We start from the raw sequence: 12839 nt of genomic DNA, 5'->3' as shown, positions 1-12839 counted from the left end.
GAGGATTGACTTAAACTCGTCTGTCATTGCGAGCGGAGCGCGGCAATCGCACCAGAACGAAACCCGCGCCGCCTCGTTCTACCAGATTGTTCTGGTGCGATTGCCGCGCTTCGCTCGCAATGACAGACTACCTTTCTACAACTTATTACCCCATTACCCAGCATGTACATCGCCGTTTTGGGCCCCATCGCGACCAACGACTTACTGCTGCCGGCCGAGCAGGATGGCCGCGCCTACCCGGCCGGCCGGGCCGGCGCGCCGCTGGTGAGCGACCTTATTAAAGCCTACATCGCCCGCGGCCACCGCGTGGTGGCCATCACGCTGGATGATAAGCTGGACGATGACGCCCCGCCTTTCGTACACGAGGGCCCCGGCCTGACCTATGTGGTGGTGCCCAGCCGCAGCCGCACGTTTCGGCTCAATGGGCGGCGGCTGGGGCGCACGGCCGATTTCTTCTGGTTCGAGCGCCGGCAGCTGCTGGCCCAATTGCGGCGCTACCGCCCCGAGGTGGTGCACGCGCACTGGACCTACGAGTTTGCGATGCCAGCCCTGCGCTACGACCCCAAGGCGGTGGTAACGGTGCACGATAACGCGCTGGTTATCTACCGCTACGTGCGCACGCTCAACCGGCTGTTTCACCTGCTCATGGCGCGCTACGTGTTTTGGAAGGGGCGGCGCTTCACGGCCGTATCGCCCTACATGGCCGAGTCGGTGCAGGCCTGGACGCGCAACCCCGTGCAAGTGGTGCCCAACCCCGTGGTGGTGCCCGAGCGCGCCAGCCAGACGCGCGCGCCGCTGAGCGCGCCCGTGCTAAGCGTGGTAGTAAATGGCTGGGACGACCGCAAAAACAGCAAAAACGCCCTGCTGGCCTTCAAGGAAGTGCAGCGTCGGCACCCGGCGGCCCAGCTCTGGGCCATGGGCACGGCCTTCGAACCCGATGAAGATGCGGCCGAATTTTGCCGCGAAAATGACGTGCAGAACGTGGTGTTTATGGGCCCTACCCCCCACCACGAGGTGCTGGCCCATATTGCGGCCAGCACGCTCATTCTGCACACCTCGCTCGAAGAATCGTTTGGCATGGTGCTGGTGGAGGCGATGGCCTACGGCGTGCCCGTGGTGGCCGGCCAGGCCAGCGGCGCCGTGCCCTGGGTGGTGGCCGACGGAGGCCTGCTGGTGGACGTAACCAACGTGGCGGCCATCGCCGACGCCGTGGACCGCTTCCTCACTGACCCAGCTCTTTATGAGCAGGTAGCGGCGCGAGCCGTGGCCATCGTGGCCGAGCGCTTCCCGCTAGCCAAGGTGGCCGACCAGTATCTGGCGCTGTTGGGTTCTTAGCTGTCGGTCAAACCAGGAACTGGGTGAACTGACTTTTTAAATTGGCATACAGTACCAGGAGTTTTTAGCCCGCAGAAGACGCAGAGGTTTGCGCAGAAGACGCAGAAGCAAATGGCTTCCTGTGTGCTACTTTAAAAAGCAAGTTCAACTAAGGACTAATAACGCAGTACCTCCCGGTAAATTTCCAGCGTGCGGGCCACAATCACGGCCGGGTCGTGGCGGGGGCGGGCTACGGCCGCCGCCTGAGTAGCGAGGCGCTGGCGCAGGGCGGGGTCGCGCAACAGGCGCAGGGCCTGGGCTGCGATGCTAGCCGGGGCCAGGGTGCACAGCAGTCCGGTTACCTCGTCTTCGACCAGCGAGCGCACGCCGCCTACGTCGGCGGCTACCACGGGCAGGCCGGCTACCTGAGCCTCGCACACGCTGTTGGGGCTATTATCGACGTAGGACGGGTGCAGCAGGGCCACCGACTCGCTGAACAGCTGCGCCAGCTCGCGGCCCGTTAGCAGGGGGCGGCACTCGATATCGGCGGGGCCAAGGTGCTGGAGGCCGGCTTGTTGCACGGCGTGCCACACCTCGGCCGGCCGGGCCACCCCGGCAATAACCAGCCGCACTTCCCCTTGCTGCCGAATGAGGTCGAACGCCGCGAGCACTTCGCGAAAGCCTTTCATTACCTGCGTGCCGCCCACAAATACCAGCTGCGGCCTACCCCCCGCCGGCGCGGGCAAAGTGGGCAAGCGGAAAAATTCGGGCCGGATAACCTCCCAGCAAGGATGCACCGTGCAGCCAGGGCTGAGCCGCCGCACGAGCGCCTGGTCCCAGTGCGTGCGGCACACAAAGTGGTGAATAGCGGGCAAATAGCGCCGCTCGTAGTAGCCGGCCAGCGTCCAGAGGGCGCGTAGCCACGCCAGGCGCCAGGGCACGTAGGGCGGATACTGCGACACCAGGCCCTGCACCGACAGCAGCTGCGGCTGGGGCAGGCCGGCCGTCATGGCGGGTAGCTGGAGCTCGGAGCCGTGCAGGTGCAGCAGGTCGTAGCCGGCCGCGTGCCGGCGTAGCCAGGCCCGCACAAGGACAATGCGCCACTGGTAGAGCGTGAGAATATCGGCCCGCACCGACGGCATTTTCAGGTAGATAAACCGGATGCCACCGCGCGCAAACTCGTCCGTTTTGGTCGTTATTTTAGTAGTCCAGTGCAGTATGGTTAGCTCCAGGCCGGGCTGTTGGCGGAGCTGGTCGGCCAGGGCGCCTACCCAGGGCACGGGGTGCGCCTGTACGTCGAGCGGGTGGGGGTAGGGCGCGAGCCAGAGTATTTTCATAGATAAAGACAGCCGGGGGGCGGGCCAGCGGCCCTACCCCCGTCGCCACGAGCGAAGTTGCTCTTTCAGGTTGAAATCGGCGCGAAACAGGCGGCACTGCCGCTCTACGTCGCGGTCGCCCCACAGCAGGAAACGCTTGAGCTGCAAGGTATCTACGTTATGCCGGGCAAAAGGCAGGTAGTTTTTGCCGGGCTCCACCGTCACGCCCAGGTGCAGGCCCGCCGCGCCGGCGGCAGCCACCACAGCCGCCGAGGTGTTGCCATTAGGGTAGGCCACGGCGCGGGGGGTAGGGCCTGCCAGCTGCGCCAGGTGCTGCTGGCAGGCGGCCAGCTCGTGGGCCACGGCGGCCGGCGCGTAGTTGGTAAGGATGGCGTGGTGGGCGGTGTGGTTGCCAAGCGTCACCTCGGGCTCGCAGGCAAAGGCTTGCAGCTCGGCGGGCGTGAAGGGCCGGTCAAGGTCGCCCACCGGCCGCAGGGCCTCGAGGCCAAAATTTGCCAGCAAATACTGGTCAATTTCTGCGTGCTGCATGCCTTTCAGGTGCTCATGCTCGGCTAGTTGCGCGGCGGGGGGTAGGGGCTGCCGCTGGCGGGCGCGGTACACCACATCCCACCAAAAGGCCTGCCCAGCCAGCACGTGGTGGCTGGAGATAAAGAACGTGGCCGGCACCCCATAGCGCCGCAAAACGGGCAGCGCCAGCTGGTTGTTGAAGTAGCCATCATCGAAGGTGAGGAGCGCATACTTGCCGGCGGGGTTGAGGCCGCGCAGCACGTCGGCGGGGGTCACAAACTGGTAGCCGTGGGCCACAAAATGCGCCACGAACTGCGCAAAGATGGCGGTGGTAATGCGCTGCTGCGGGTCTAACTCGTGCCGGCTCATGGCCGCCGCATCTTCAAACAGCGCATGAAACATAAACACCAGCAATGCCGGGCGCTCGGGCCGCACGGCACCGTGCGCCAGGGCCAGGGCTTCGCTGAAGTGGTGAAGCAGAAGTTGCCAGGGCCGGTTCATTGCGCAGGAAAAATACGGAGCTACCGCCAGAAAACAGCAGTTTGTCGCCAGCAGCTTAGGTAATAAGCCTATTTCTTAGCCTTTTACTATTTGCTTTCAAAACAGTTGCCAGCCCAGATTATCTTTTGTTTTAGTCGCAGTTTTTCATCTGTTAAACCCTTCACTCCTTGTAGCTTTACTCTTATATCCCCACCCATTTTTTATTCCTTCTCCATCCATTATAGTCTTATTATCATGCTAAAAACAATCCATTTGAGTGGCTGGCTACGCCTTAGCCGCACACGGGCCGCGTGGGGTGGCCGGGTGCTGGCAGCCGCTTGCCTGCTGCCGGCCCTGGGCCAGGCGCAGGCTATCACGTACTCGGCGCCGCTGGTCATTACCAGAGCGGGCACCTACACGGGCAACTACCAGAGCCTGGCTTCGGGGGTGCCGTGCATTTTGGTGAATACTACCGAGGCGGTGGTGTTGGAGGGCTGCAACCTGTCGGGGGCCGGCTACCTTATTCAATCGGGTACCGGCGCCAACCTAACCGTGCGCAACTGTAGCGGCGTGGCGCTGGCGCCCTCGGTCGATGGCCAGTCGCCGGGGCACTTCCTCGATACGTACCAGTCGGCCAGCCTGGTCGTCGAGCACAACTACCTTAGCGGCACGAGCGGCATCGTGGTCAACCGCTGGGCAGGCAACGGTGCGCTCACGGTGCGCTACAACCAGGTGCGCAACGTGGACGGCCGCTGGCGCAACAACGGCGGCAGCACCCGCAGCAGCTTCTTGCAGCTGAACACGGTGCAGAACCTGGCCGGGGTTGATATTGCCTATAATGAGGTAATCAACACGCCCAACCAGAGCCTGGTGGAGGATAATATCAACCTCTACAACTCGTCGGGCACGGCGGGCAGCCCCATTCGGGTGCACGACAACTTCGTGCGCGGCGCCTACCCCTACCCCGCCACGGCGGGCCAGTTTACGGGTACCGGCATGACCACCGACGGCGACGGCGCGACGCTGGGCTTGGCCGCGGGCTACATCGAGGCCAGCAACAACCAGTTTGTGAGCACCTGCAACGCGGCCATGAATATTGCGGCCGGCCACGACGTGTATTACCACGATAACCGCATGGTGACCAGCGGCTTGCTGCCCGATGGCACCCGCCTGAATGCCACCTATGCCGGCACGGCCGTGTTCAACTACTATAACCAGCTGGCCAGCGTTTTCTTTAATAACCGCATTGCCAACAACACCATCGGCTACGTGCGCTGGGGCGCCAACAGCCCCTACCCCGACCGCCAGGACATAAGCCCCGGCGCCTGCGCTACCTGCACCGGCACCAACAGCCTGCCCAACCCTATTACGGTAGCCACCGAGGACAACGAGTACGTGCTGTGGCAGCAAAAGCTGGCGCAAAACGGCGTGACCGTTGGACCGCTGGGTACGACAGCCCCGGCGCCCACTCCCGCCCCTACCCCTACTCCCGTTACCAGCGTCGGTACCATCCTCAACCCCGGCTTTGAGGCGGATAACACGGCCGTGGGTGCGCCCACTGGCTGGCAGACGACTACCGGCCAAGGCACCAACGACAACGCCGACTACACCGAAAGCTACGGGGGCGCGCACGCGGGCACGTACCACGGCACGCACTACCGCCCCGAGGCCTATGAGGTGTACACCTACCAGGTGGTGACGGGCCTGGCCAATGGCACCTACACTCTCAACGCCTGGGTTAAGAGCAGCGGCGGCCAGAACACGGCCCAGCTCCAGGCCAAAAACTACGGCGGCGCGGCGCTTAGCTCAGCTATCGGCGCTTCGCCCGGCACGTGGGTGCAGGTGGCCGTTCAAAATATCAGCGTCACCAATGGTCAGTGCGAGATTGGCTTCTATTCGAAAGCCAATGCGAGCAACTGGCTGTATTTCGACGACGTTACGCTGGTGCCGGCGGCCAACACACCGCCTACCGTGAGCCTGGCGGCCTCGGCAGCAACGCTCACCCTGGGCCAGACCGTGACCCTGAGCGCCACAGCCGCCAATGCCAATGGCACGGTAGCCAAGGTGGAGTTTTTCAATGGCACCACCAAGCTAGGCGAAGCTACCACTACCCCCTATCAGCTGAGCTGGACGCCTGCCGCCGGCACCTACTCCCTCACGGCCGTGGCCACCAACAATACCGGGGCCAGCACCACCTCGGCCGCCACAAGCCTGACGGTGAGTGCTGTGCCAACTACTACCCCTACCACACCAGTTGCGACGGGCAATAACCTGGTTGTGAATCCCGGCTTCGAGGCCGATGGGCTGCCCGTGGGTGCGCCCACTGGCTGGCAGACGACTACCGGCCAAGGCACTAACGACAACGCCGACTATACCGAGGCCTACCCCGGCGCGCACGGCGGCCTCTACCACGGCACGCACTACCGCCCCGAAAGCTACACGGTATACACCTATCAGGTAATCAACAATCTACCCGCCGGTACCTACTCGCTGAGTGCTTGGATGAAAAGCAGCGGCGGCCAAAACCAGGCTCAGCTGCAAGCCAAAAACTTTGGTGGTACTGCCCTGGCAGCCGACGTGCCCACCACCCCCGATGGGCAATGGGTACGCGTAACCATTCCCAATATTACGGTCAGCAGCGGGCAATGCGAGATTGGCTTTTATTCGCAGGCCAATAAGGGCCAGTGGCTGTATTTCGACGATGTGGAGCTGGTGCAGCAAGGCGGTAGCCTGCCCGCAACTTCTCCGGCCGATGCCTCCTCGGCCGATACCTCCTCCCTGTACCCCAACCCCGCCGACAACCAGGTGACGCTCAGCATGCCGTTTAGCCGCACCGATATCGTCGTCATTTCCGTCCTGAATGCCCAGGGCAACCTGGCAGCCCAGCACTGGCGGGTGGCTACCCCCGGCGCCAATCAGTTCACCATCACTACGGCTTACTTGCCCAGCGGCCCCTACACGCTACGCGTTACCAGCAATACCCAAGCTGCCAGCATATTACGCTTAGAAGTCAAGCACTAAGCACTACTCACCGCAAGCCTGAGTAGTAACTATACAAACAGGGGGTAGGAAGGCCAATGGTGCCTCCCTACCCCCTGTTTTTTGGGCAATGCGCCAGCGCTAGCCCCTGGTCAGCGTCTGGCGAGCCATGAGGTACAGAAAGCGCGAATTGGTGAGCAGGTAGCGGCGCCACAGGCGGCGCGGCTCCAGCCAGAGGCGGTAGGCCCACTCCAGCCACAGCCGGCGCGCCCAAACCGGTAAGCGCTGCTCCAGGCCCGCGTAGGTCAGGAATGCCTGCCCTACCCCTAGCATACAGGCCTTTACCTGCCCGCGGTGCGCGGCCATCCACTTCTCTTGCCGCGGGCAGCCAAGGGCCACAAACAGCAGGTCGGGGTCGGCAGCGTTGATGGCCGCCATGTGCTGGGCTTCTTCGGCGGGGGTCAGGGGCCGGAAGGGGGGCGCGCAGGTACCCCCAATGCGCAGGGCGGGCAGTTCGCGCCGCGCCCGGTCTACTATGGCCTGCAAAACGTCGTCGGTAGTGCCGTAGAAATAAACCGATTGCCCACGCTTGGCTGCTTCGGCGAGCAGCGCGGGCAGCAGGTCCATGCCCGCCACGCGCTCCTGCCGCTGGCCACTGCGCCAGCCGGCTATGCTGGCTACGGGGCCACCATCGGGGGTTACGAGGTTGGCCTCGGCCAGCACCTTTTGAAAACTGGCGTCGCGGTGGGCTTCGACCAGCATGTGCACGTTGGCGCAGCATACGTAGGCCGAGGAGCGCGCCGCACCAAGTTGTAAAATGGTATCTACAAACTCGTTAAACGGACCGATGGCAATCGGCGAATCAAGAACCAGCTGCTTCGACAACATAGGCAATAAGGGTTAGCGGTGGCAAGCACCACCAGCTAGTACGCATTCTTTTCCCCACCAATCATGTTTGTCACCGTTTTAATGATAATTTTCACGTCGAGGAGTAAAGACCAGTTTTCTACGTATTTCAAATCGTATTCCACGCGCTTTTCCATAGCGCCCGAGGCCCGGGTTTCGCCCCGGTAGCCATTGACCTGCGCGTAGCCCGTGATGCCGGGCGTCACGGTGTGGCGGTGCGCGTAGGTGTTCATGCGCTTGGAGTATTCTTCCAGCTGCGACAGCATATTGGGCCGGGGCCCTACCACCGACATGTGGCCCAACCATACGTCGAAGAACTGCGGCAGCTCGTCGAGGCTCGAGGCCCGCAAAAAGCGGCCAATGCGCGTAACGCGGGCATCGCCTTTGGTGGCTTGCAGCTCGGTGCCGCTTAGGTCGGTGCGCATGGTGCGCAGCTTGTAGCACGGAAACAGCTTATTGTGCTTACCGGGCCGCATCTGCTTGAAAAACACCGGACCCGGCGAGTCAAGCTTAATAAGCAGCGCTAGAATGGGCATGATGATGGGGAAGATGCCGACAATGACCAGGCCCGAAAAAGCCAGGTCGAATGCCCGCTTGGAAAGCTGGTTGGCCCGCGAGCCCAGCGGGTGGCGGCGCACCGTGAGAATGGGGCCGTAATCGTGGTAGTGGATGTTAACGTTTTTGCGTAGCGTGCCTTCAAAGTCGGGTACAATGCGGAACGTGATAAAGTTGTCGTCCGCAAAGCTGGACAGGTCCTGAATCAGGTCTGTCTGGTCGAATGGCAGCGCGAAATAAATCTCATCCACCTGGTTGTTCTGGCAAAACTCCCGCAGGTCGTCGAGACGACCCAGCACCAGGTTCTGCACTTCATTCGGGGCCGGCGCATCGGTAAAAAAGCCCAGGCATTCGTTGGTTATCGAGCCGTGCACCGACAGGAAGCGGTAGAGGTCGACGCCGCTGCGGCTGGCCCCCACTATCACCACCCGATTGGACGGGTGCGCCCAGCGGTAGCGGTAGGTGCGGTGCAGAAAAGCCAGCACCAGCCGCCCGCCCACTACGCCTAGCCCCGCCATGCCATACAGCAAGCCCAGGTAGCGCATCGGCATCAGATGTACCTGCAGCAAGACAATGCCGGCCGTCAGTACTACGGCGTGCAGTACGAACGTTCGCACTAGCGCCCAAAACTTCTCCCCGTACGTGCTTAAGCGCTCACTGGGGTCAGTATTGGCAAACTGCCCGGCCAAAATCCACCATAGCAAGGCAAAGATGGCGAAGAACACGGGGTAGTCACCGCCAAATTGCCAATCGCTCCGCTGGTAATAACATTCCAGCCGGAAGGCACCTAAAATCATCAGAATATCTACTATCAACAGCAAAAACTGGTTGAGGTAGACTCGTTGTTTGTAAAGTACCATAGCGGAAGTAGGTTAGAGCTTATTTTTAGTCGCAGCCACCACCATTTAGAGGGCAGCTATAGCTTAAAATCGGCTTAAGGTACGATTTTCTCTAGGGAGCCGGACTTAAAAACTTGGGTTAATTTGTTATTTAATTGAAATTTCATAAGAAATTACCACCAATTGGCTTAAAAACGTCAAATAATTATATCGCCCAAAACCCCACGTCAGCTCACCTTTAACGCCACGATTTGTATTGCAGCTGGTTCAAGTCCCTGTCGGCAATTTAGCAGCGCGGCGCTAAATTGCCGCAAAAAATTCCTCTATTTTACTCTATACCACGTAGTTGCCAATTAAATACTCGCCAGAAGCGTATGTTAACTAATAGTTAACTTTTTAAAAGGACATTGACTTTCGGCTGCTACCTAGTAGTAGGTAGCTGTTTCACTTTCTCACGGCCGAGTTTAATACAGTAATTATGGCCAATGGAATACTACAATTTTTTGCTAAAACTACGGGCGTTATCGTGGCGTTCTGCGCAGCTTCAGCAGGCCTTTCTGATGGGCTAGCAGCTCCAGTTCGTAGTCGGGCTCGGCCGGCTCTACTTCGGGCAAGTGAATGTGCAGGCGGCCATTGCCGGTTTCGGTCCAGGCACCCTCCTGGGCCAGCAGGCCACCGCCGGGGGCCAGGTCATAGCGAATGAAGCGGCCCGCCGGGCCCAGCCGAAAACCCGGCCGCCCGCCCGGCCGGTACCGAAAGCGGTATGTGTTGCGGCGGTAGGTGAGCGTATCGGCGCGGCTGGCTTCGGGCACCAGCAGCCAGGTGCCGCGCAGGGCGGCCAGCTGGCCCTTGGGCAGCTCGGCAACGTGGGGGTCGGAGTGGCAGGCGGCCAGCAATAGCAAACACGGGCCAAGCAGCCGCAGGGCAGGAAGAGGAGTCATAACGAGAGATAGTACGTGAAAGTACCGGCAACTGCCCACTGGGCGGGCGTACTTTTGGGTTATCAGGCGGCCGGGCATCGTGGCCGCCGGCCTCTCCTACCCCCTCTTCCCAGCCCTACCTCGTGGATAATCGCGCCCTCATCAAAGCCTTCAAGCTCACGGCCCAACTGCTGGAGCTGCACGACGAAAACGCCTTCAAAATCAGGGCTTACGAGGGTACCGTCACGGCCCTGGAGCAGCTGGAGTTTTCGGTGGCCGAGGTGGAGCGCCCCGGCCTGCCCGACCGCACCGGCCTGAGTAAAACCCAGGCCGCCAAAGTGGCCGAACTGCTCGATACCGGCACCTTCGAAGAATTGCAGCGGCTGCTCGATGCTACCCCACCCGGCGTGGTGGAGCTACTCACTATTAAAGGCATCGGCCCCAAAAAGGTACGGGCCCTGTGGCGCGATGCCGGCATCGAAGGCCCCGAGCAGTTGCGCGAAGCCGCCGAGGCTGGCACGGTGGCCAAGCTCAAGGGCTTCGGGGCCAAAACTCAGGAGAGTATTTTGGCCGCGCTGGCATTCACGGACCAAAGCGCGGGCAAGCTGCTGTTTTCGCAAGCCGAGCAGCTGGCTACTGACCTGGCCGAGCGCCTGCGCCAGGTGCCGGGGGTAGGCGCGGTGGCCGCCGCCGGCGAGGTGCGCCGCGCCCTCGAAATAGTGGAAACCGTCGAGATACTGGTGGCCGCCGCCAACCCCGCGCCCATTCACGCGCTGCTCAACGCTGCGCCCGGCCTGCGCGCCGATGCCCACCTCTCGGGCCCCTGGGCCTGGCGCGGCACGGCCGCCGACTCAGGGGTAGGCGTGGCGGTGCGCGTAGTGGCGGAAGCCGATTTTGTGAATCAGCTTTTTGTGGCCACCGGCAACGAGGCGCACCTCGGCGCGGTGCTGCCCCAGGCCGGCCCCGGCCAGCCCGCTACCCTGCGCCAGTGGGCCAAGCGCGAGCTGTTTGCCAGCGAAGAAGCCCTGTACGAAAAAGCTGGCCTGCAATACGTGGTGCCCGAGCTGCGCGAGGGCCTGGGTGAAATCGAGCTGGCCGCCGAGCGCAAAATTCCGCGCCTGCTAGAGGACGGCGACCTGCACGGCTCGCTGCATAACCACAGCACCTACTCCGATGGCAACCACTCGCTGCGCCAGATGGCTACCTTTCTGCGCGATGCGGGCTACGAGTACCTCGGCATCTGCGACCACTCGCAGGCGGCGCACTACGCCCAGGGCCTCAGCCCCGAGCGCGTGCGCCAGCAGCAGCGCGAGATAGAGGAGCTGAACGCCGAGCTCGCGCCCTTCCGCATTTTCAAGGGCATTGAAGCTGATATTCTGGGCGATGGCAGCCTGGACTACGATGCGGAACTGCGCGACTCGTTCGATTTTATCGTAGCGAGCATTCACTCTAATCTAAAGATGGATGAGCAGCGCGCCACCGAGCGCCTACTGGCCGCCATTGCCAACCCGCACTGTACTATGCTGGGCCACCCCACCGGCCGGCTGCTGCTGCGCCGCGCCGGCTACCCCATTGATTTTAAAGCGGTTATTGACGCCTGCGCCGAGCACCAGGTGATTATCGAAATCAACGCCAACCCCTGGCGGCTCGACCTCGATTGGCGCTGGGTGCGCTATGCGATTAGCCAGGGCGTGCAGCTCAGTATCAACCCCGACGCCCACCACACCGCCGGCTACGCCGATATGCGCTACGGCGTACTGGCCGGCCGCAAGGGTATGCTAACCAAGGAGATGACATTTAATACGAAGTCGGTAGAGGAAGCAGCGGCGTACTTCGCGGCGCGGAAAAAGCGCTTGTAAAACGGAGTGGCACCCCGTTTACCGTTGCACAAGTCGTTCGCTTGGAAACGGAGTGCCACTCCGTTTTACACTTTTCTCTATGAAAATTCTGGTTCTCCGCTTCTCCTCCATCGGCGATATTGTGCTGACGACGCCGGTGGTGCGGCAGCTCAAAACCCAGCTACCGGGCGCGCAGGTGCACTTCGCCACCAAGCCCGCTTTCGCCAAGCTCTTCGAGGCCAGCCCCTACGTGGATAAGCTGCACCTGCTGAGCGGCAGCCTGGGCGAGCTGGTGCGCGAGCTACGCGCCGAGCGGTTCGACTTTATCGTGGATTTACATAATAACCTGCGCACCAGGCTTATTCGGCTGCAATTGCCGGGCGTGCCGGGCCAGGCCTTCGACAAGCTGAATTGGCAGAAGTACCTGCTGGTGCGCTTCAACATAAACCGCCTACCCCCCCTGCACATCGTGGACCGCTACCGGATGGCCGCCGCGCCGCTGGGCATAAAGGACGATGGGGAGGGGCTTGATTACTTCATTCCGCCCGCGCAGGAAGTGGATGTGGCGGCGGCCCTACCCCCCGGTTTTCGGCTAGGGCACTACGTGGCGGTGGCCATCGGGGCGCAGCACGCCACCAAGCGCTTACCCCCCGAAAAGCTCATCGAGCTGGTGCAGCGCCTGGCGCCGCGCCCGGTGGTACTGCTCGGTGGGCCCGAAGATGAGAGCACCGGCCACGTGATGGAGCTGGCTTTCCAAAACCCGTCTTCGCTCACTTCTTCCCCTACTCAATCACCCATTTACAACGGCTGCGGCAAGTTTTCGCTGCACCAGTCGGCCTCGTTGCTGCGGCAGGCGAAGTTTGTAGTGAGCCACGACACAGGGCTGATGCACATCGCCTCGGCGTTTAAGAAGCAGATTTTCAGCGTGTGGGGCAATACCGTGCCGCAGTTTGGCATGTATCCCTACCGCACCCGCTTCGAGGCGCTGGAGGTGCTGGGGCTGCCTTGCCGGCCGTGCTCCAAGATTGGCTTCGCGCAGTGCCCGCAGGGGCATTTCAAGTGCATGCGCGAGCAGGATTTGGCGCGCGACTGGCCGGGCTAGCTTCTACGAAAACGACCCCGCCGCTTTTTAGAAAAAGCAACGAGGTCGTTTTAACTAAAGCT

9 protein-coding genes are annotated in these 12839 nt (G+C 61.9%); 4 read left to right on the top strand and 5 right to left on the bottom strand.

Features of this window, described 5'->3' with window-relative positions; genetic code table 11:
• Positions 1-162: 162 nt before the first annotated feature.
• Positions 163-1335 (top strand): glycosyltransferase family 4 protein, encoded by a 1173-nt coding sequence (locus tag E4631_RS03455; RefSeq protein ID WP_133657394.1) that lies wholly within the window; start codon positions 163-165, stop codon positions 1333-1335.
• Positions 1336-1490: 155 nt separating this feature from the next.
• On the opposite strand, the gene E4631_RS03450 is transcribed toward E4631_RS03455, so the two are convergent.
• Positions 1491-2651, bottom strand: coding sequence for a glycosyltransferase family 4 protein (locus E4631_RS03450; protein ID WP_133657395.1), 1161 nt, complete (start codon positions 2649-2651; stop codon positions 1491-1493).
• Positions 2652-2684: 33 nt separating this feature from the next.
• Positions 2685-3659 carry a polysaccharide deacetylase family protein gene (locus tag E4631_RS03445; protein ID WP_133657396.1) on the bottom strand — a complete coding sequence of 325 codons (975 nt, stop codon included), beginning with the start codon at positions 3657-3659 and terminating at the stop codon, positions 2685-2687.
• A 234-nt stretch (positions 3660-3893) separates the two neighbouring features.
• Here E4631_RS03445 and E4631_RS03440 point away from each other — a divergent pair, with 234 nt between their 5' ends.
• Entirely contained in the window at positions 3894-6659 is a 2766-nt protein-coding gene (locus E4631_RS03440; protein ID WP_133657397.1) for an Ig-like domain-containing protein, read from the top strand.
• Between the two features lie 99 nt (positions 6660-6758).
• Here E4631_RS03440 and E4631_RS03435 read toward each other — a convergent pair whose 3' ends face one another.
• The 3 genes from E4631_RS03435 to E4631_RS03425 form a co-directional block, all read right to left on the bottom strand.
• A complete protein-coding gene (locus E4631_RS03435) occupies positions 6759-7505 on the bottom strand; it encodes a WecB/TagA/CpsF family glycosyltransferase (RefSeq protein ID WP_166648072.1) in 747 nt (248 codons plus the stop codon).
• A gap of 35 nt (positions 7506-7540) precedes the next feature.
• Positions 7541-8938 (bottom strand): exopolysaccharide biosynthesis polyprenyl glycosylphosphotransferase, encoded by a 1398-nt coding sequence (locus E4631_RS03430; protein ID WP_133657398.1) that lies wholly within the window; start codon positions 8936-8938, stop codon positions 7541-7543.
• 500 nt (positions 8939-9438) lie between these two features.
• Positions 9439-9858 (bottom strand): hypothetical protein, encoded by a 420-nt coding sequence (locus E4631_RS03425; protein WP_133657399.1) that lies wholly within the window; start codon positions 9856-9858, stop codon positions 9439-9441.
• A 122-nt stretch (positions 9859-9980) separates the two neighbouring features.
• On the opposite strand from E4631_RS03425, the gene E4631_RS03420 reads away from it, so the two are divergent.
• Together E4631_RS03420 and E4631_RS03415 are read left to right on the top strand one after the other, a co-directional pair.
• A complete protein-coding gene (locus tag E4631_RS03420) occupies positions 9981-11696 on the top strand; it encodes a helix-hairpin-helix domain-containing protein (protein ID WP_133657400.1) in 1716 nt (571 codons plus the stop codon).
• Between the two features lie 79 nt (positions 11697-11775).
• Positions 11776-12777: a glycosyltransferase family 9 protein gene (locus E4631_RS03415; RefSeq protein ID WP_133657401.1), complete on the top strand. Its 1002-nt coding sequence runs from the start codon at positions 11776-11778 to the stop codon at positions 12775-12777.
• Positions 12778-12839: the final 62 nt, after the last annotated feature.

This window comes from Hymenobacter sp. UV11, assembly GCF_004684095.1.
Classification (GTDB): domain Bacteria; phylum Bacteroidota; class Bacteroidia; order Cytophagales; family Hymenobacteraceae; genus Hymenobacter.
Note: the sequence above shows the minus strand (reverse complement) of the source record. Positions and strands in the feature narration are given on the sequence as shown.